General features: G+C 69.1%; 14 protein-coding genes and 4 pseudogenes. 6 read left to right on the plus strand and 12 right to left on the minus strand.

What is annotated here, in order from left to right; translation table 11 throughout:
• Nucleotides 1-23: 23 nt before the first annotated feature.
• Genes QMZ92_RS16955 through QMZ92_RS16965 form a run of 3 tightly spaced genes read right to left on the minus strand, consistent with a single transcriptional unit; the run spans nt 24 to nt 3,193 of the window.
• A complete protein-coding gene (locus QMZ92_RS16955; RefSeq protein WP_283298219.1) occupies nt 24-1,637 on the minus strand; it encodes a transporter in 1,614 nt (537 codons plus the stop codon).
• Nucleotides 1,634-2,464, minus strand: a complete 831-nt coding sequence (locus QMZ92_RS16960) for an ABC transporter ATP-binding protein (RefSeq protein ID WP_283298220.1) — start codon at nt 2,462-2,464, stop codon at nt 1,634-1,636. The genes QMZ92_RS16955 and QMZ92_RS16960 overlap by 4 nt, the downstream gene beginning before the upstream one ends.
• A gap of 39 nt (nt 2,465-2,503) precedes the next feature.
• Nucleotides 2,504-3,193, minus strand: a complete 690-nt coding sequence (locus tag QMZ92_RS16965) for a bifunctional DNA primase/polymerase (RefSeq protein WP_283298221.1) — start codon at nt 3,191-3,193, stop codon at nt 2,504-2,506.
• A 267-nt stretch (nt 3,194-3,460) separates the two neighbouring features.
• On the opposite strand from QMZ92_RS16965, the gene QMZ92_RS16970 reads away from it, so the two are divergent.
• Together QMZ92_RS16970 and QMZ92_RS16975 are read left to right on the plus strand one after the other, a co-directional pair.
• Nucleotides 3,461-4,843, plus strand: a complete 1,383-nt coding sequence (locus QMZ92_RS16970) for an NsdA family TPR-like regulatory protein (protein WP_138054620.1) — start codon at nt 3,461-3,463, stop codon at nt 4,841-4,843.
• A gap of 213 nt (nt 4,844-5,056) precedes the next feature.
• Nucleotides 5,057-6,499 carry a hypothetical protein gene (locus QMZ92_RS16975; RefSeq protein ID WP_283298222.1) on the plus strand — a complete coding sequence of 481 codons (1,443 nt, stop codon included), beginning with the start codon at nt 5,057-5,059 and terminating at the stop codon, nt 6,497-6,499.
• A gap of 168 nt (nt 6,500-6,667) precedes the next feature.
• Here the strand turns inward: QMZ92_RS16975 and QMZ92_RS36385 are convergent.
• The 3 genes and pseudogenes from QMZ92_RS36385 to QMZ92_RS16985 form a co-directional block, all read right to left on the minus strand.
• Nucleotides 6,668-6,775 (minus strand): annotated as a pseudogene (locus QMZ92_RS36385) (IS630 family transposase); the annotation flags it as partial.
• Between the two features lie 17 nt (nt 6,776-6,792).
• The gene (locus QMZ92_RS16980) at nt 6,793-8,088 is read right to left on the minus strand and encodes an ATP-grasp domain-containing protein (protein WP_283298223.1); all 1,296 of its coding nucleotides are present in this window, start codon (nt 8,086-8,088) and stop codon (nt 6,793-6,795) included.
• 95 nt (nt 8,089-8,183) lie between these two features.
• Entirely contained in the window at nt 8,184-9,143 is a 960-nt protein-coding gene (locus QMZ92_RS16985; RefSeq protein ID WP_283298224.1) for a GNAT family N-acetyltransferase, read from the minus strand.
• Nucleotides 9,144-9,423: 280 nt separating this feature from the next.
• Between QMZ92_RS16985 and QMZ92_RS16990 the strand changes: the two are divergent.
• Nucleotides 9,424-10,229, plus strand: a pseudogene (locus tag QMZ92_RS16990) (IS5 family transposase).
• A 107-nt stretch (nt 10,230-10,336) separates the two neighbouring features.
• Here the strand turns inward: QMZ92_RS16990 and QMZ92_RS17000 are convergent.
• Nucleotides 10,337-11,754, minus strand: a pseudogene (locus QMZ92_RS17000) (alanine/glycine:cation symporter family protein).
• Nucleotides 11,755-12,120: 366 nt separating this feature from the next.
• Here QMZ92_RS17000 and QMZ92_RS17005 point away from each other — a divergent pair.
• Nucleotides 12,121-12,264 carry a hypothetical protein gene (locus QMZ92_RS17005; protein ID WP_283298253.1) on the plus strand — a complete coding sequence of 48 codons (144 nt, stop codon included), beginning with the start codon at nt 12,121-12,123 and terminating at the stop codon, nt 12,262-12,264.
• Nucleotides 12,265-12,753: 489 nt separating this feature from the next.
• Nucleotides 12,754-13,506: a bestrophin-like domain gene (locus tag QMZ92_RS17010; RefSeq protein ID WP_283298226.1), complete on the plus strand. Its 753-nt coding sequence runs from the start codon at nt 12,754-12,756 to the stop codon at nt 13,504-13,506.
• A gap of 296 nt (nt 13,507-13,802) precedes the next feature.
• Here QMZ92_RS17010 and QMZ92_RS17015 read toward each other — a convergent pair whose 3' ends face one another.
• Together QMZ92_RS17015 and QMZ92_RS17020 are read right to left on the minus strand one after the other, a co-directional pair.
• On the minus strand, nt 13,803-14,456 hold the full coding sequence (locus QMZ92_RS17015; RefSeq protein ID WP_283298227.1) for a carbonic anhydrase: 654 nt from the start codon (nt 14,454-14,456) through the stop codon (nt 13,803-13,805).
• A gap of 871 nt (nt 14,457-15,327) precedes the next feature.
• Nucleotides 15,328-16,137: an FkbM family methyltransferase gene (locus QMZ92_RS17020; RefSeq protein ID WP_283298228.1), complete on the minus strand. Its 810-nt coding sequence runs from the start codon at nt 16,135-16,137 to the stop codon at nt 15,328-15,330.
• A gap of 528 nt (nt 16,138-16,665) precedes the next feature.
• On the opposite strand from QMZ92_RS17020, the gene QMZ92_RS17025 reads away from it, so the two are divergent.
• The gene (locus QMZ92_RS17025; RefSeq protein WP_283298254.1) at nt 16,666-16,971 is read left to right on the plus strand and encodes a hypothetical protein; all 306 of its coding nucleotides are present in this window, start codon (nt 16,666-16,668) and stop codon (nt 16,969-16,971) included.
• Here the strand turns inward: QMZ92_RS17025 and QMZ92_RS36390 are convergent.
• The 3 genes and pseudogenes from QMZ92_RS36390 to QMZ92_RS17035 form a co-directional block, all read right to left on the minus strand.
• Nucleotides 16,931-17,120: pseudogene (locus QMZ92_RS36390) on the minus strand (hypothetical protein); the annotation flags it as partial. The gene QMZ92_RS17025 and the pseudogene QMZ92_RS36390 overlap by 41 nt on opposite strands.
• Before the next feature lie 50 nt (nt 17,121-17,170).
• Nucleotides 17,171-18,022, minus strand: coding sequence for a formyltetrahydrofolate deformylase (gene purU / locus QMZ92_RS17030; protein ID WP_283298229.1), 852 nt, complete (start codon nt 18,020-18,022; stop codon nt 17,171-17,173).
• 143 nt (nt 18,023-18,165) lie between these two features.
• Nucleotides 18,166-18,612: an SCO4402 family protein gene (locus QMZ92_RS17035; protein ID WP_283298251.1), complete on the minus strand. Its 447-nt coding sequence runs from the start codon at nt 18,610-18,612 to the stop codon at nt 18,166-18,168.
• Nucleotides 18,613-18,668 lie beyond the last annotated feature (56 nt).

Below are 18,668 nucleotides of genomic sequence, written 5' to 3' on the forward strand. Positions count from 1 at the left end.
GTACGGTACGGACCAGGCCGTGGTCACCCCTTGCTGACCGCCGTCAGGATCTCCGGCAGCCGCGCGGCCGTCTGCGGGGCCGCCACCCGCAGCCCGCCCCAGGCCACCGCCGCGCCGTACGCGGCACCCAGCGGCAGCAGGATCCACAGCGCCGACTCGGCGTTCGCGGCGTTCAGCCAGATCGTCAGCGCGATCAGCGGGGAGCACAGCAGAGCCGAGGCGATCATCCCGCCGAAGATGGAGATCCACGCGAGCCCGCCCTGCCCCGGCGCCACGTTCTTGTAGGCGCTGCCCTGCGGGATCGAGTACGGGAAACGCGCCGACGCGACCGCGCCGGTCGCCATCATCGCGCCGAGCAGCCCCAGTGCGATCCCCAGCGCCTCCGGCAGCGCCCGCCAGTCGCCCAGCACGGCGGCCGTGGCGACCGTCACCAGCATCGTGTACGGCAGGGTGATCAGCAGCAACGCCAGCGCACGGGCACGTAGTTCGAGGTAGGCGTCGCGGGGTGAGGCGATCGTCTGCGCGACCATCCAGAACGCGGACGTGTCCTGGCCGAACTGGTTGTACATCTGGATGCCGAGCATCCCCGAAGCGAAGCACGCCAAGTAGATCGAGCCGGTCCCCTGAAGGGCGTTGAACAGCGGCAGGATCAGCCCGATCACCAGCGCCGTCACCCACGCGGTCTTCGTCTTCGGATCACGCCAGACGTAGCGGAGGCTGCGCTGCATGACCGTGCCCGTGCGCCCGCCCGGCAGCAGCCGGTGCAGACCCGTGGACGTGTTCCGGCGGGTCGGCTCCGAGGCCGCCGCGAGGGTCGAGCCGTCCGGGGCGGTCATCAGACGCGTCAGACTGCGCTGCCACCCGTACAGCAGGGCGGCCAGGGCGGCTCCGGAGAGCGCGAGTTGCGCGGCGGCCGCCCCGTACGCCCCGGTGCTCGCAGAGTCGACGGCGCCGAGCGCGGACGCGGGCGGAATCCAGCGGACCACGGCCGCCGCGGGGTCCAGCGCGGTGAGCCCGCCGGCCTGACCGAGTCGCTGCACACCGAAGTTCACGAACTGGATCCCGACCGCGATCACCAGACCGCTCAGCACGGCCAGGTCGCGGCCCTTGCGGCTGGTCAGCAGGCGGATGTTGGCGGCGGCGACCGCCCGAGCCAGCGCCACGCACACCAGCACCGCCAGCGGCACGGCGACCGCCGCGGCCACCACCCCGGCGGGCCCGTGCGCCAGGGCCAGCGCGGCACCGGCCACCAGACAGAGCGTGAACAGCGGTCCGATGCCCACCAGCGACGCCACCAGCAGCGCCGACACCATCGGTCCCGGCCGCAGCGGCAGCATCACCAGCCGGGTCGGGTCCAGCGTCTCGTCCCCGCTCGGGAAGAACAGCGGGAGGAACGCCCAGCCCAGGGCCAGCACCGCCACCAGCAGTACCACCAGGGAGGCCGCGTGCGCTGTGCCGCGCAGCAGGACGAATCCGATGAACTGGCTCGCGGCGACCAGCAGTGCCAGGACGGCCGAGGTGACGAACGCGGCCGTACGGCCGGCCGACTGCCGCAGACCGTTGGTCAGCAGCGACAGTTTGAGCCGTACGAACACCGACGTGAGCGAGTGAGCCGGGCCGGGCGTCGTGGCCGTCACCGGGCACCGCCGCCGAGCCAGTCCAGCGCCTTGCCGGTGTCCCGTCCGTTCGCGCCGACGAGCTCCAGGAAGGCGTCCTGCAGGGACCGCGCCGAACCGCGGACCTCCGCCAGCGTGCCGTGCGCCCTGATCCGGCCGGCGGCCATCACCGCGACCCAGTCGCACAGCGATTCCACCAGCTCCATGACATGGCTGGAGAACACGACGGTCGCCCCGGACGCGGTGTACCGCTCCAGAACCCCGCGGATGGTCTGTGCGGACACCGGGTCGACACCCTCGAACGGCTCGTCCAGGAACAGCACCTGCGGATTGTGCAGCAGTGCCGCCGCCAGGCCGATCTTCTTGCGCATACCGGTCGAGTAGTCGACGACCAGCTTGTGCCGGGCGCCCGCGAGATCCAGCACGTCCAGCAGCTGGGTGGCCCGCTTGTCCACCTCCTCGCCCGGGAGTCCGCGCAACCGGCCGGTGTAGGCGAGGAGTTCACCGCCCGACAACCGCTCGAACAGCCGCAGGCCCTCGGGCAGTACACCGATCCGGGCCTTGACCTCGACCGGATCCCTCCAGACGTCGTGGCCGGCGACCTCGATGCGCCCCTGGTCGGGGCGGAGGAGCCCGGTGACCATCGACAGCGTCGTGGTCTTGCCGGCGCCGTTGGGTCCGACCAGGCCGATGAACTTGCCCGCGGGCAGCGTGAGATCGACGCCGGCAACCGCGATCTGTTCGCCGAACCGCTTCCAGAGCCCCTCCACCCGGACGGCGGGGGGAGGTACCTCCCCGGGCGCGCCGCCCGCCGTGTTCACCGTCCGGTCCGATGCCTGGTCGGGCATGTTGCCGCCTTCCGTTGTCCCCGTAGTACGGGAACAACCCTACGATCGGCGGTCCCGCCCGTCGGCGGCCTCCCGTCCGCACGCATAGGCCAGCGGGCTGATCAGCTCCTCGGCGTCCGGCAGCCAGCGGTTCGCGGTCGTCGGCTTGCGCACCCACTGCACGGCTCCCTGGCCGCCGACGCGCGTCGGCGGCGCCGCCACGTACTGCCCGTCGCCGCGCGCCACCAGGTCGAGCGAACTGGGCACCCAGCCGAGCCTGCGCACCAGGTCCGGGAGCTTCACGGCCGCGCCCGGCAGGACGAGGAACAGCATGCGCCGGTTCGGGCCGCAGATCACCGGCCCGAGGGCCATGCCCATCCGCTCCATCCGGGCCAGCGCGAGGAAGCCGGCCGACTCCGGGACCTCCAGGGCGTCGAACGTCCTCCCCGTGGGCATCAGGACCGACGCCTTCGGCTGCCTGCCCCACAGCCGGCGGGCGGCGACGGCGCTGCCGGTCGCCTGGCCCGACCAGTCCGGCCGGGCGGCGTGCGCCCCAGGCGCATCGCACACGGGGGCGCCGCACGAGCACCGTTCGGCGCCCTCGACGGCCTCCAGCCAGGTGCCGGGGAACACGTCCCAGTGGCGTTCCTCCGCGTAACGGACCGCGCTGTCGAGCAGTTGTGTGCCGCGCTGTACGGGGATCCGTGCCGCCTCGGTGAGGCGGATCGACCCGTCGATGGTGTCTTCCACGATAAACACAACTCCCCCCGCCGGACCCGGTTACGGGCGCGCGGCGCCGGGCGGTGGCGCACCGATACCGCACGTGGGGCGCACGGGTGCACGGACGGGGGCGCGCATGAGGGCCGGACCCGGCGGGCGGGTAGCCAGTTGCGGGTGAGCGGCATTCACCCGTAATCGTCCGAGCTCATTGGCATTCTCCGGATAACGCCGGGAAGTGATCGATGGCAGATCACCACGGAGATCACGACCGGCGAGGTCCGGCACAGGGGGTTAGTGATGGCAGCGAGGCCACTCGTCGCCCGTCAGCCGAACGAACGGCTGCAGGCGCTGATCCAGGAAGCCGGATGCTCCAACGCCGGTCTGGCCCGCAGGGTCAACATGGTCGGGGCTGAACGCGGCCTCGATCTGCGCTACGACAAGACGTCGGTGGCGCGCTGGCTGCGCGGGCAGCAGCCGCGCGGCCGGGCGCCCGGCATCATCGCGGAGGCACTGGGCCGCAAGCTGGGCCGCACGGTCACGATCGACGAGATCGGGATGGCCAACGGCAAGAACCTGGCGTCCGGTGTGGGGCTGCAGTTCGCCCCCACCGTGGTAGGGGCGATCGAGCAGGTCTGCGAGCTGTGGCGCAGCGACGTGGGCCGGCGCGACTTCCTGACCGGTTCCACGGTGGCCGCCTCGGCGCTCGTCGAGCCCAGTCGGGACTGGCTGATCACCGGGGCCGACACCCAGGTGGCCCGGCAGGCCGGGGCGCGGGTGGGTCTCCCGGACGTCGAGGCCGTGCGGGCGATGACGAAGGCGCTCACCGGTCTCGACCACCGGTTCGGCGCCGGGCACGTCCGGCCGGTCGTCGTCCACTACCTCAACAGCGTGGTGTCCGGGCTGCTCTCCGGCTCGTACCGGGAGCCGGTGGGGCGGCAGCTCTTCGCCGCGGTGGCGCGGCTCACGGAGCTGGCGGGCTACATGGCCGTCGACACGGGCCAGCCGGGCCTCGCCCAGCGCTACTACATCCAGGCCCTGCGGCTGGCCCAGGCCGCGGGCGACCGCGCCTACGGCGGCTACGTCCTGGCCGCGTCAATGAGCCATCTCGCCGCGGAGCTCGGGAACCCGAGGGAGATCGCCCAGCTCGCGCGGGCCGCGCAGGAGGGGGCCCGGGGCCAGGTCACACCGCGCGCGGAGGCGATGTTCCACGCGGCGGAGGCCCGGGGGCACGCGCTGCTCGGTGACGCGCGTACCTGCCAGGAGGCGGCCGGCAGGGCCATCGCCGCCCTGGACCGGGCGAACACCGAATCGGGCGACGATCCCGACTGGATCGCCCACTTCGACCATGCGTACCTCGCCGACGAGCTGGCCCACTGCCACCGCGACCTCGGGCAGGCCGACCAGGCGGTGCGCCGGGCCACCGAGTCCCTGGACGGCCATCCCGAGTCGCGCGCGCGGCGCCGGGGGATCGGACTGGTCCTGCTGGCCGCGGCCCGGCTCCAGCAGCGCGAGGTCGAGGAGGCCTGCAGTACGGGCACGCGGGCGATGGAACTCCTCGGCACCCTCCGTTCCAGCCGCGGTACGGAGTACCTGGAGGACCTGCACCAGCGGCTGGAGCCGTACGCGGCGGAGCCGTCCGTACGGGAGTTCGGCGCGAGGCTGCAGCTGCAGGCGGCGTGAGCGGGCCCGGGCGGTTCCGCGGCCGGCGGGGCCGCCCGGGTGTGAGCGGGGCCCGGTTCCGGGCGGGCGGATCCCCGTGCCGGCAAGGGGCTTGAGGCGATAACAGCGTCTCCGCGGGCGTTCTTGTTACGGCTACCACACGCGTGTGCGGACGCACTGAGTCACCCGGTAGCGTGAGCCGACGATTCCGTAGGTTGACACGTAGGAGTCCCGGTGACGCACAGCGGACAGGGTGACGAGTCGCGGCATCCCGCCTCGCGGCCCGCGCACGAGGGTGTCGTGCTGCCCGCGGACGGCAGCGAGCCCTTCACCCCCGGAGTCAGCGGGCCGCAGGTCGCCCCGTCCGGTGGCACCCCGTGGGGTGCGCCCTGGGGCCCCGGGCGGGACGCGCAGCCGCTGCCGCAGGAGGAGCCGCCGGGCGCGCCGTACGCGCAGCCCGCGCCCGCCGGGGCGCTGCCGCCGCAGCAGACGCCGTACGGATACGGGCAGCAGGGCGTGCAGACGCCCGCGCCCGACGCCGATGCGACGCAGTACATCGCTCCCGTCCCGGCGGGGTCCGGCGACGCGACGCAGTACATCGCTCCGGTCCCCCCGGGATCCGCCGGGGACGCCACGCAGTACATCGCTCCGGTCCCGCCGGGGCCCGGGGCCCTGCCGCCGGAGAACCCGGCGGAGCCGACGCAGTTCCTCGGGGCACGGTCGGCGGGCACCGCTCCGGCTGCTCCGGCCGGGGAGGCGGAGGCGACGCAGTACCTGCCGCCCGTGGCGCACCAGGACGCCCCCGCGCCGCCGCCCGGCGCCCCCTACGGCGTCCGCCCCGGAGCGCCGGGAGACCGGCAGCCGCCGGCGGAGTTCGACAACCTCTTCCGCAGCGACGCCGGCGGGGCCGGTGGCGCGGAGGCGACGCAGTACCTGCCGCCCGTGCAGGAGCCGGCGTACGGAGCCCAGCCGCCGTACGCCTCTCCGGGCGGCCGCGCGGCCCGCCGCGCTCCCGAGTCCGGCCCCTCCCGGGGGAGCGCCTCGCGGAACTCCTCGCGGCTGCCGCTGATCGCCGCGGTCGTGGTCGGCTGTGCCGTGCTCGGGCTCGGTGCGAGCGCGCTGATGTTCGGCGGCGGTGACGACGAGGACCCGGGCGCCGGCACGAGTGCCGCCGCGGCGTCTTCGCCCGCGGCCGACCCGTCCGGTGAGGTGGCGGACGATCCGGCGAAGACGCAGGCCGTGGAGCTCGACAAGCTCCTCGCGGACAGCAACGACAGCCGGGCCGCGGTGATCCGCTCCGTCGAGTCGATCAAGACCTGCGAGAACCTGGACCAGGCGGCCTCGGACCTGCGCGGCGCGGCGGAGCAGCGCCGCGGGCTCGTGACCCGGCTGCAGGGCCTCGCCGTGGACGAGCTCCCGGACCACCAGGCGCTCACCGCCTCCCTGAAGAGGGCGTGGGAGGCGTCGGCCTCGGCGGACGACCACTACGCCGCGTGGGCGGGCCAGGTGAAGGAGAAGAAGGGCTGCAAGGGCGGCAAGGCGCGCAACACGGGCCAGACCGCCCAGGGCAACGCCCAGAGCGGTGTGGCGACGAAGGCGAAGCGCGAGGCGGCGACTCTCTGGAACCGGATCGCGACGAAGTACGACCTGACGGAGCGCCGCGCGGAACAGCTCTGAGCCGCGGCGGTTGCAGTGTGAGAGCTGAAACGCTCCGGGCGTTACACGGATACGTTGCGTGATGCGTTGCACTGTTTCCCTCACTTCCACCCGGGCACGACTCCATGCCCGAGGTGGGCGCGCAGCCGTCAAGGTCGCACCGCCGTTGGACCCGCGAACGAGGAGTACGGCGATGAAGCCGTCGAAGGTGTCGGCCCGATACTGCAGGCGTTCGGGCCGGTTACGGACGAGGGCTTCGAGCCGGTCGAGGGCAAGGTTGGCCAGGCTGCGCTCGAGCCGCCCTACCAAGGCCATCACCGAAGGGGCCCAGCGGGTGGGTGGAAGTTCTCGAACCAGGGGTCTTCGCCCAGTCCGTCGGCGTTGAACAGTGCGGAGATGCCGGCCGTGACCGCGGTGACGGCCGCGGTGAGCTCTCCCTCGTCCTGGGCGCGCAGCACCACGTTCGCGGCACGGTATCCGGTGGCTCGACGCAGCCTGCCGCGCTCGGCGACCTCGTCCACCTGGACGATGCAGGGGAACCTTTCGAGCTGGTCCCGGGTGACGGCCGAGTGTACGGTCCCCGCCCGTTCCCCGAAGGCGGGGAACAGTCCCATGGCGTACCCGCGAGGCGCACCGTCAGCGAGTGGAGGAACGTTCGGCTCCTGCGCCAGCGCCAGGCTCATCGCGATCGTGAGGAGATTCGGTCCCTCCAGGGCCCGGAGCAGCCTGGGTAGATGGCCGCCGACGCGCCCGTTCACCTCGATGAGATCGACCGCGTCCGGCAGCAGTTTGACCTCAGTGTGGGTGACGCACCACCGCACGCGGAGTGCCGCGAGTACCTCCCGGACGTAGTCGAGGACGCGGTTCCGCACGGCACGCGGCAGCATCGTCGGCGTCAGATCGCCGGTGACGCTGACGACGTCGGACGCATCCGGCCCAGCGCGCGGGTACACCGAGACGGGCGCCTTGTCGAAAATCGCGATCGGAACGTGAGCGTCCTGGGTGCTGGCCGTCTCCACGGATACGTAGTCCGCGAGCCACTCGTTTCGCGGATGCTCGTGCGGCGGGAGTCTGCTTTCCAGGAGCAGGCCGGGCCACTGCGTGCGGTGCCTCAGTTGGTAGTCGGCGTCGGACGTGTTGTCGACGAATGCGATCCCGGTACCGCCCACGCCACGCCGCGGTTTCAGGATGGCGGGCAGGCGGACCTTGTCCAGTGCCTCGGCGAACGTGCGCGCGGAGTCGACGGCCACCGCAGTGACGTGCGTCAGGCCGGCTCCGGCGAGGAGCGTCCGCTGGGTGAGCTTGTCCCATGGATTCGGCCCGGCCGGGACGCCTGGCAGCCCGAGGGCCGACGCCACGGCGGTGACGTTCTCCACCTCCCGGTCGTGGAAGGTGGTGACTCCCTCCACCTCCGCGTCCCTGACGGATTCGGCGAGAGTGGGGGGGTCGAAGACACGGACCGGGAACAGCTCCTCGGCCCTGCGGACCAGTCCGGGATCGCCCTCGGCCACAGATCGGTCGAAGAACATCACCGGTCGGCAGACACCCCGAGCGGCCTGCTCGATCTCCGTGAGCCCGGCCGAGCCGCCGCGCCTGTGCAGTACCGCCACACAGGCCGGTTCCTCTCGACGACTGCACATGGTGACCCCTTCGAATCCGGGTTACGTGGTGCGGGAGCTTCCCCATGCACGACGATACGAGCTGGTCAGCTGGCTTCGAGGCTCGTCGTGCCGTAGACGCCCGAGTGCTCCACCTCTGGCGGCGTGCCGTCGTACATCCGGACCGTGTGGGCACCAGGCTCCAGGCCGAGTCGCGTCATGGTCACCGCGGCCAGTGGGTTGGCCTCGGGCGCATCGATCGCGGCCGCGCGGTCCGGAGCCGCTGCGGCCAGGCTCCACAACACGGCCGCCGCAGCCTCGGGCGAGTCGGCGTACAGCGGGCCGATCCGGGACCACGTTCTCCCAGAGGGCCGGGACACCCCGAATCCGACCATGCGGCCGTTATGGAGGGCCGCGAGACTCCGGGCATCGGGCATGCGAACCCATGCGGTCAGGAAGGCGTTCCGCGGCACCGGGAAGAACCGGCAGTCGTATGCCGCCAGCACGCTGAAAGGGAGCGTTGTGGCGTCGACCAGTTCGAGACCGGCGGGCGGCACGCCCGCGAGCCGCGGCACCCCGCGGAAGTGGATGTTCCGCCAGAAGGGGCGCAGACCCATGGCCATGTATCTGTCCTGCTGTGCGGGCACAGCGTCCAGGCCGATCAGACGTCCTTCCAGCCGGGCCGCGGCGGCTCGCCACATCCGCCTGCCGTAGCCCCTTCCGCGTAGATCGGCCCGGGTTATGTACAGGCCGATGAAACCGAAGCTCTCACCGTAACGAATGGCCAAGACCGACGCTATGGGTACGTCGTCGAGACGTCCGATGAGGAGTGCACCGGGATCGGCGACCGCATAGGCGAACGTGTCCATGTCGCCGAGCTTCCAACCCTCCCTGGCGGCCCAGGCTTCGATCATCCGTGTCTCGGCCGCGCTCGCGCTCGTGATCTCGAACCGCCCGGTGCCTTCTGCGGGCACTTCGACGGTGGGCCGGTAGCGGTTTCGCCGCCGTTCGCCATTGGTCGGCGCGGACGTTCTCCCACAAAGGAATCTTCGGTTCATGGCTGCCATAACCAATTGGTTGCTTGCGGCGAAAGCACTTCCCAAAATTCTATTGCACGCCCCATTTAATCGATACTCCACAAGGGACAGCGCCGAATCGATGGTCGGATAGTCCGACGGGAAGTCGTGTCCTTCGGAAACGGACCGGAATGCCTCGTAGTAGAGATGCCCACAGGGGTCGATGTCTTCCGGAGTCGCCGATCTCAGTGAACCTCTTTCATCCTGCGCTGAAGGGTGAAATGGGCTGGTCAGCGGGCGTGGTGACGAGGCAGGGCCCCTGGTCGTTGGCGTGGTGATTCCACTCAGCACACCGCGACCGGAGAGGCCCTGTTGGTTCCGTATCCTGCCATGCTCGATGTCCAGCATGAGCTCGTTGAGCATGTTGCCTGGCTGCTGTACGAGCACCGCCGGGCCCGCAACGTCCGCTGGCGCAAGCTCGGTTGCTTCAAGCAGGCGCTGCTCACGCTGGTCCATCTGCGCAAGAACGAGACGTTCTCGCAGCTCGGAGCCGGTTTCGGGATATCCCAGGCCACCGCCTGGCGGTACGTGGACGAGGCCTTGGACGTTCTGGCTTCCTGGGCGCCCGGCCTTCATGAAGCTCTGACCGGCCTCGGTGAAAGCGACCACGTCATCGTTGACGGCACCCTGATTCCCATCGACCGGATCCGTGCGGATGAGCCGTACTACTCGATGAAGCACCGTAAGCATGGCATGAACGTGCAGGTCATCGCCCGACCCGACGGCACACCGCTGTGGTTCTCCCGCGCGACACCGGGCCGCACCCACGACCTGACCGCGGCCCGCGCCCACGGCATCGTCCAGGCCTGCCTCACCAGACAGATCCTCGTCCTCGCGGACCGCGCCTACCAGGGCGCCGGCGCCACCGTCCGCACCCCGTACTACCACCACCGTGAACAACCCGAGCACTACCAGCAGTTCAACCGCGACCATGCTCGGCTGAGAGCTCCAGGAGAACGGGCCTTCGCACAGCTGAAGTCCTGGCGGCTACTACGGCGAGCCAGATGCTCCACCCGCCGGATCGGCACCGTCGTCCAGGCCGTCCACACACTACTGACCTGCGACTATTCAGGATGAAAGAGGCTCAGTGAGATGACCATGACGGGTTCCCCGTCCGTTCGGTCACCGATGTACCACATGTCATCGTACTGCGCCCGGAGCGGAGCCTGTCCGAGATGGGATTCTCACCAGACCTCGGTGTCCAGCGGGCGGGGCAGGTCCGGGTTTCCCTTCGCGGAGAAGACAGGATCCCGACCTTCGCGACGGGAGCGGTCGAAGTCCCGGAGCAGCCCGAACGCCCAACCTCCCAGCAAACCGATGGCCACCAGGTTGATCAGTGTCATCACCGCCATCGCGACATCTGCGAATTCCCAGACCACCTCGAGGGCCAGGACCGAACCGATCCCGACCGCCGCGAGTGTGATCAGGCGGAAGGAGGTCAGTGCGACCTTCCCCGCGTGGAAGAGCGACAGGTTCACCTCCGCGTAGGAGTAGCTACCGACGATCGAAGAGTAGGCGAACACCGTGACCAGCAGGGTCGTCAGCCATGTCGCGGCAGTACCGAACTGGGATGCGACGGCGGCCTGCGTGAGTGCCGCCCCCGTGAGCGTGCTGTCCTGACCCGGCACGTACACCTCCTCCCCGCCCACCATGATGATCAGCGCAGTGGCCGTGCACACGAGCATCGTGTCCACGAACACCCCCAGGGACGGATCAGCCCCTGCCGGGCAGGGTGCGGCGTGGTGGCGGTCGCGGCGGCGTTCGGGGCACTGCCCATGCCCGCCTCATTGGAGAACAGTCCGCGCTTGGCCCCGTTGAGTAGTGCCGCGCTCAGCCCTCCTGCCGTACCGGCCAGCGCCGGATCCAGGCCGAACGCGGACCTGAGGATCTGGCTGAACACGCCGGGAATTTCTGCCAGGTTCATGACGACGATTGCCAGGGCCAGAACGATGTAGACCACGGCCATCGCAGGGGCGAGGTACGCCATGGCCCGGGCGATCCGCCGCACGCCGCCGAACAGGACGGGAGCGGCGAAGACGACGAGCACGAGCGCGGTCCACTGGGCGCCTACCGAGTGACCGCCTCGGAGCACGTCGCTGACCGTGTTGGCCTGCACCATGTTGAACAGAGTGAAGGTGACGATGAGAACGGCGGCGAACAAGGCTCCGACCCGCCGGGCACCAAGGCCGCGGGCGATGTAGAACGCGGGACCCCCACGAAACGAGCCGTCCTCTGCGGGCACCTTGAACACCTGGGCCAGAGTGGCCTCCACGAACGCGGTCGCCATGCCGAGAGCGGCCACAACCCACATCCAGAAGATGGCTCCAGGACCGCCGAGCGTGAGGGCGATACCCACGCCGGCGATGTTCCCCGTCCCCACACGCGTCGACAGCCCGACGCAGAAGGCCTGGAACGAGGAGATGCCTCCGTCAGCATGCCCGCTGTGAAGTAGTTGGCGCACCATCAGAGGGAAGAGTCGGATCTGGACGAAACGGGTGCGGAAGGTGAAGTAGAGACCTGCGCCAATCAGCAAGTAGACCAGAACATACGACCAGAGAAACTCGCTGATCGGTCCGATGAGGCTCTGCCGAATGAAGTCCATGACGCCTATTGGATGCGGCGAACCACCCAAATCGGCCCATCGACACGTACCACCCGGCGATGTGAACCGCCCCGGGGGAAGTGGAGTTTATGCCCCGCACACGAAAAAGTCCCTGCTCATCGAACAGGGACTTCCTTTGTCACGACGCGCTCAAGTGCGTCGTGGCCGACCGAGCGGCGTTCGAGGCAACCGCCCTGGGTGATCATTCGGTCACGGATGCCACGTACGGGATGCGCATGACGGAAGGCGGCATGCCGTTCGAGACCGCCTTACCGGACGTCGCCGAGGGCACCCGGCTCGCCTTCACACCGACGGGCTACGAATCGAGGACCACATGCGGAACCGGCGTCGGGATCGAGCTGCCGCTTGGCGCTGTTCCAAGCCGACCGCACGTCGGAGGAGACCTGCCGTGAGGTGCTCGCCAGGCTGCGGCACGACGGGGCGCTGTTCACTCGGTACGGTTTCCGGCCGATCAGGGTGTGGCTGCTCCGTGACCAATGCCTGACCTGAGGGGTGGCGGACGGCAGCGGCACTTCGATCACCTGCGGTACGCGGCCGCGACGGGCGAGGGAGGCCTGGGCCTGTTCCCGATCGCCCAGATGTCCGAACGCTGAGGGAACCCGGTAGACCCCCGGAGGGCAAGATCTCTTGGATCTTCTGGATGTACAGCCGCTCGCCCGCCGAGGGGCCGCCGCTCAACGCGGACGGAGAAGTGCCGCTCGACCTGTTCGACCTCGACAGCGAGGCCCTGTGACGCAGGGCACGGTTCTGGGTCCCTGCGGCCGGGCCGCACAGGAGAGCCACGGCTCGTGTTCGGACTCGACGAGATCGCCGAGTTGCGCAGTGTGATGGGCCGGGTTCAATGAGAGACGACCGCCTCCGGCTTCGGATCCCCTGCAGGCGCAGACGCTGAATTCCCGGCTGTACCCGGCCCTGACTCTCCTGGGCGGACAAGTCCATCGCATAACGCCGCGTTTGGAACGAGACCCGGAGTCCCGTATGGCGATGAACCTCAACAGTTCCATGAAATTCCCGGATATCACGCAATTTCCGGACTGGGCGCTCTGGGGGATCACATTGACCGCCTCGCTCCTTGTCGCGTCCGCGGGGACGGTCCTGGTGAGGAGAATCCATCCGAGGCTGATGAACGAGCCCCAGCTGCGAGAGACCGTGGAGTTCATCGTCAACGGCAGCTTTGTACTCTTCGGGCTCCTCATGGCGCTGATTGCGGTGGTTGCCTACGACCAATATTCGGCCGCATTGTCCGCGACCCAGCAGGAAGCGGCAGAACTCATCTCCATACATGGAATATCTGAGAGCCTGCCAGAGTCCTCGTCTGCGGATGTGGTAAACAGTGTCGAGATGTACGTTAAATGCGTCATAGATGTCGAGTGGCCGGCCATGGTCGAGGGCAGGAGCGCTTTGTATCCATGCTCTCCGCAAGCGCGAGAAATCGGGCATGCCGTCGGGGCGCTCGAGCCGGCAACGGGGCGGGAATCGAATATCCAGCAAGCCCTTTTCGCAACTTATGGAGATTTCCTGTCGAGTCGGAGGGAGCGCGTGTTCTACTCCCAGCGGAATCTACCTGGGCCCCTCTGGTTCGTCCTGGGGCTTGGGGTCATTATTATGACCTCACTCATCTGGTTCATGCCCATAAAATCCCGGCTAATTCATGCGATAATTTCAGGAGTCATATCCTTGAGTCTGGCCAGCATTGTCGCGGTTATCCTTATCCTGACCACTCCGTTCTAGGGGAGCTTCCACGTATCGGTCTACCCGTTCAGAGAAATTCAGGCCATTATGGAAAAACCGTAGAGGTCGTAACACGATCTTGCTGCCTCTTCAGCTCTCCCCGACCGCGTCCACGCGGTCTGCTGGCGCGTACGCCTCGCCCGCCCCTCCCCGAGGACCTGCGGCGCCCCTGGACACCACGCTCGCGAACGCGGCCGAGCAAGACGACCTCTGCCACGAGACCGGGGTGCGTCTCGAACTGGCCATGGTGGACACCTCGGGCGGCGACGACGTCCGCCATCCGTCTCCGCCCAGGTTCAGGAGGGCGAGCCGGACAGGACTTCCACCTTGCCCGTGTCGAGCAGGTAGTAGGCACCGACCACGGCGAGGGCGCCCTCCTGCACGAGTGGGGCGAGGCCCTCGTTGGAGCGCAGAGTCTCCGCTGTCAGTGTGGCCTGAGCGCGGGCCATGGTCTCCACTGGGTCGGGGCCGCCCTCCCGGACCGCCTGCTCGTATGCGGGCCGCAGAGCATCGACGATCGCCTCCAGGTTGCCGGGCAGTGGTTCGCCGTCGCGGATGGACTTGTACGCCGCCTCGACAGCCCCACAACGTTGGTGACCGAGGACCATGACGAGTGGGGTGCCACTCGTCAGGGGTCCGTACTCGACGGAACCGGTGACCACGGGACCGATCGCCTCCCCGCCCGTACGCATCACGTAGAGGTCGCCCAGGCCGGTGTCGAAGATGAGTTCAGGCGGCACCCGGGAGTCGATGCAGGAGAGAATCGCCCCGAAGGGCTCCTGCTTCTGGGCCACAAACTGACGCCGGCTCGGATCCCGGTCGGGGTGCTGAAGCCCTCCTTCCACCCAGCGCTCGTTGCCTTCCATCAACATCGCCAATGCCGCGGCGGGCGTGGTCGGCGTCGGCCGCGGCACGGTCGAGGCGCTGGGCGCCGGCGTGACGGTACGCATCGGTGCGCATCCCCCAAGCGCAATGGTCGTACCCGCAAGCGCGGCCCCGAGCACGGCTCTGCGAGCCGGACGTCCTGCCATATGACTTCCACCGTTCCCTTCGATGCCGCTCAGAACCGTCCACACGGCCTGACGGCAGAGCTAGTGCCGTGTCGGGCAAGGTTTGCCCGTCAAGGAGCGGCGTCCGGTGCACGGGGTCTCCCCAGGCCCTCCGGGCCGAGGGGAAGATCGCAAGGCGCCGGATCGACCTCGTGGTGGGCCTACTCGGTTGATTCGGCAACGCCGCGAGTCGCCGTGCCGGGTGNAGGCCCTCCGGGCCGAGGGGAAGATCGCAAGGCGCCGGATCGACCTCGTGGTGGGCCTACTCGGTTGATTCGGCAACGCCGCGAGTCGCCGTGCCGGGTGCCGCGACGGGGCGAACGTCGCCTGATGCGGCACTAGTGTCCGGCAGAGGACGACGGTCCGACGCGAGGCGCGAGAGGGCGCGGGCTGCTTTGCCGCCAACGGCTCAAAGAGCCCGCGCGCGGAACTCGAGCATCCGGGCTCCGTCGACATCCGCGGACAGCTGTCTGCCACCGCACGCCGACGTGCTCTCATCCTGTCTGCCGAGGCCCTCGTCGGCACGGGCCCGGCTTCGTCGAAGTCCTCGATCACCAACCGACACCACGGAGTGGACCGCCTCCCCGGCACGCGGGCGCGTCCGGCGTGATCACGCCTACCCGAACAGCGTTTCCAGGAAGGGTGCTCGGGGTCGTCCCCACTCCCCCGGGCCGCCCTCGCGGACGGCCGGGGCGCGCGGTCATGGCGCCCCCTCCTCACTCCCTGGACTGCTGCCTCCGGGGCGATCCGTTCCGGTATCAGGCTGTTCGGTTCAACGGGGAGTTCCACGGGGCAGCTCACCCCGGATGGCATGCACCATGTACCGGTCTGTGCCCGCGAGGCATGGGTCCTGTGTGGCGGCGACCTGGAAACCGTGGCCGACCAACCCGGTGACGATTCTCCCGAGCCGTCCCGACGTGGGAGATCCGGGTGCGTCGTGAACCTCGGTCACGACCTGTCGTATCGTCGGCCAATGGCGGTCGTGGATTCCGTTCAGCACGTCCAGCTCCGACCGCTGGACATCGATCTTCAGCATGTCGATGTGTTCGACGGCTTGCTCGTCGATGACATCGGACAAAACGCGAACGCGGCAGACGTATTCCCGCGACTGCATTTCATTTCCCAAAGAACCGGTCGATCCAGTCGGTGTCCCGTCCGCGTCGGTCACAGGTCGGCCCGACCGTCCGCTTACTATCCGCTCGATGACTGCCATGTCCATGACCTCATCGGCATATGTGCTACGGGTGGACATCACGGACCAGTCTGGATAGTACGAGAACGTGACCTCCTCCTCGGAGTCCGACAACCCGTACTCGAACAGTCTTGCGTGCGCGGCAACGTTCTGCCGCAGCTTCGCGAACAGAGGCGGCAGTGGCTCGAATGCATAAATCGATGCCGTCGGGCAGACCGACCGGACGAACAGCGAAAACATTCCGATATTGGCCCCGATATCGAAAACAACGGAATTCTCCGGTAGTGTCACTCCGAAGCGGAGGTATGCCCGTTGTGCGAATATCTCTTCATGCAGGCGTTCCGTCTCATGCCGATTCACGCCCGCGATGCCGCCCGTTTCGACTCGCATCACTGTTTCCTTTCCATGCCTCCCGGCTTTTTCGCGACTCGGCACACGGTCGTTTTCGCCACGAACAGCGCAGGGCCTCTCCTTCCCCCCTCCGGGCTCCCTACCGGGGTGACCGGCTCGCCGCGCCGGACGGTGGCCGGCGGTACGACGCGGACGCGTGATCGCGGCACGCTCGGCAGCGGCCGTCCGTGATCACGTGCCGTACCGTTGCTCGCCCTCAGTGCCGCGTCAGGTCGAACACGGTCATCCAACGGTGCGATCTCCGCTTCCATCGCGGCGGGGCCGTCGACGCACAGCGGGCGGCAGGCGCGGCACATCGCGGTGACAGCGGCACGCAGGCTCTGGTCAGCCCAGATCACTCCGCCGATCCCCAGGGCCCGTGAGTCGCTGACGAGCCGGGCTGTCTGTGAGCCCTCGGCCCTGGATGATCGCAACGATGGCGTCGGTACCGCTCACGATCCATCCTATTCCCAACGGATCGACCGGGTCGCTGCACGGACGGGCAAGCGGTGCCGGGCGTGCTGAACGTTGCTCGTCACGCTCAGCGCCGATCTGCGCCAAGTCGTTCCAGAGGCCCTGGCCCGCCAGGCGATCGCCGACCAGATCGTCCAGGAGGCCAACCCCCATGCCTACACGTCCGAGATCGGCCCCGGCCGCCCGCTGCCCACCCCCTCACCTGGCCGGCGCGAGGCCGTCGTGGAGGCGACGAAGCGGGACTTCGTCCAAGGTCGTCAGGTGAGCGTCAGTGTCGGCGCAGTCATCTGCGCGCCGACCATGGTGCTGCTCTGGACCGTCCCGCGTCGTGGTTCGGACCCCGCGAGTGAGGCAGGGTGAAGTCCGCGGACCCGTCGTCGCGAAACAGCCCCCAGTGCGTCCCGGACCCGGATCGCCAAGCTCCCCTTCGGGAACGCGGCCCGCGCCACCCGCACCGTGTCCGCCGGAACCGCTCCCGGCCCGCCCGGAGTCTCCGCCTTGCGATGCACCGCATCTGACGCGGAGGCGCGCTGATCCACCGGGGATTACGGGACAGCCCTCAGGCGAACACCACCGTGCGATGGCCGTTCAGGAGGATCCGGTGCTCCGCGTGCCACTTCACCGCGCGGGCCAGCGCCTGGCACTCCACGTCGCGGCCGACCGCGACCAGTTGTTCCGGCGTCACCTCGTGGCCGACGCGCTCCACCTCCTGCTCGATGATCGGGCCCTCGTCCAGGTCGGCCGTCACGTAGTGCGCCGTCGCGCCGATCAGCTTCACCCCGCGGGCGTGCGCCTGGTGGTAGGGCTTGGCGCCCTTGAAGCTCGGCAGGAAGGAGTGGTGGATGTTGATGATCCGGCCGCTCAGCTGCTTGCAGAGGTCGTCGGAGAGGACCTGCATGTAGCGCGCGAGCACGACGAGTTCGACGTTCTCCTCGCGCACCAGCTCCAGCAGCTCCGCCTCGGCCTGCGGCTTGTTGTCCCTGGTGACCGGGATGTGCCGGAACGGAATGTCGTAGGAGGCGACGAGTTCCGCGAAGTCGGTGTGGTTGGAGACCACGGCGGCGATGTCGACGGGCAGGGCCCCGATCCTCGACCGGAACAGCAGGTCGTTCAGGCAGTGACCGAACTTGCTGACCAGCAGCACGATCCGCATGCGCTCGTCGGCGCGGTGGATCTGCCAGTCCATGGAGAACGAGTCGCCCACCGCGGCGAAGCCGGCGCGCAGCTTGTCCACGGTCACCGGGTCCTCGGCCGAGAAGTGCACCCGCATGAAGAACAGGCCGGTGTCCCGGTCTCCGAACTGCTGGCTGTCCTCGATGTTGCAGCCGGTGATGAACAGATAGCTGGACACGGCGTGCACGATGCCCTGTTTGTCCGGGCAGGAGAGCGTGAGGACGTACTGGTCGGTCATTCTCGTAGGGTGCCACACCCCCAGGCCGGTGGCGGAAGGGCGTCCGTCAGGCGGACCCCACGATCGTGATTCCGGCGTCCGTCGGGCGGACCGCGGTGATCCCGGTGTCCGTCGCCGGGGAGCCATGCCGTGTTCCGCGACCGTCAGGCCGAACGCGTCATGATCCGCAGCACTTCCAGGGTGCGCGGCGGAGCGTCCGGGTCCTCCCCGTCGTTCGTCGCCAGCAGTACGTGGGCCTCCCGTGCGGCCTGCACGGCCTCGGGCCAGGCGTGGTGCTCCATGTACGCCGAGACCGGCGCGTCCGCGCCGACCTGGTGCATGATCCGCAGCACGCGCAGCACGGCCACGTCGACGAGCGCGGCCTCGCCGGAGTCCCGGAAGATCGTTCCCACGTACTTCTCGGCGGACCAGTTGTCCAGCCAGGTGTCCTCGACCAGCCGGTAGACGGCGTCGGTGACGTCGCCGTACCCCTCATGGCCTGCCAGCCAGGTCTCCTGGTGGAAGGCGGGGTCGGAGAACATGTGCAGCGCCGAGCGCACATTGGCACGCCAGCGCCACCAGGGCATGTCGTTGAGCGGCATGTCGCCCATGGTGGAGGAGCGACGGCCGCGGCGGGAAGAGTTCATTGACGTTCACCTCGTGAGCT

Origin of the sequence: Streptomyces sp. HNM0645, from assembly GCF_030056615.1 — a bacterium.
GTDB lineage: Bacteria > Actinomycetota > Actinomycetes > Streptomycetales > Streptomycetaceae > Streptomyces > Streptomyces marianii.

What these genes read in the sequence shown, in the direction of transcription:
- QMZ92_RS17035 (WP_283298251.1), bottom strand. Translation starts at nt 18,612, where the DNA reads ATGGGCGACATGCCGCTCAACGACATGCCCTGGTGGCGCTGGCGTGCC.
- purU (WP_283298229.1), bottom strand. Translation starts at nt 18,022, where the DNA reads ATGACCGACCAGTACGTCCTCACGCTCTCCTGCCCGGACAAACAGGGC.
- QMZ92_RS17020 (WP_283298228.1), bottom strand. Translation starts at nt 16,137, where the DNA reads ATGCGAGTCGAAACGGGCGGCATCGCGGGCGTGAATCGGCATGAGACG.
- QMZ92_RS17010 (WP_283298226.1), top strand. Translation starts at nt 12,754, where the DNA reads ATGGCGATGAACCTCAACAGTTCCATGAAATTCCCGGATATCACGCAA.
- QMZ92_RS16970 (WP_138054620.1), top strand. Translation starts at nt 3,461, where the DNA reads ATGGCAGCGAGGCCACTCGTCGCCCGTCAGCCGAACGAACGGCTGCAG.
- QMZ92_RS16960 (WP_283298220.1), bottom strand. Translation starts at nt 2,464, where the DNA reads ATGCCCGACCAGGCATCGGACCGGACGGTGAACACGGCGGGCGGCGCG.
- QMZ92_RS16985 (WP_283298224.1), bottom strand. Translation starts at nt 9,143, where the DNA reads ATGGCAGCCATGAACCGAAGATTCCTTTGTGGGAGAACGTCCGCGCCG.
- QMZ92_RS17015 (WP_283298227.1), bottom strand. Translation starts at nt 14,456, where the DNA reads ATGCGTACCGTCACGCCGGCGCCCAGCGCCTCGACCGTGCCGCGGCCG.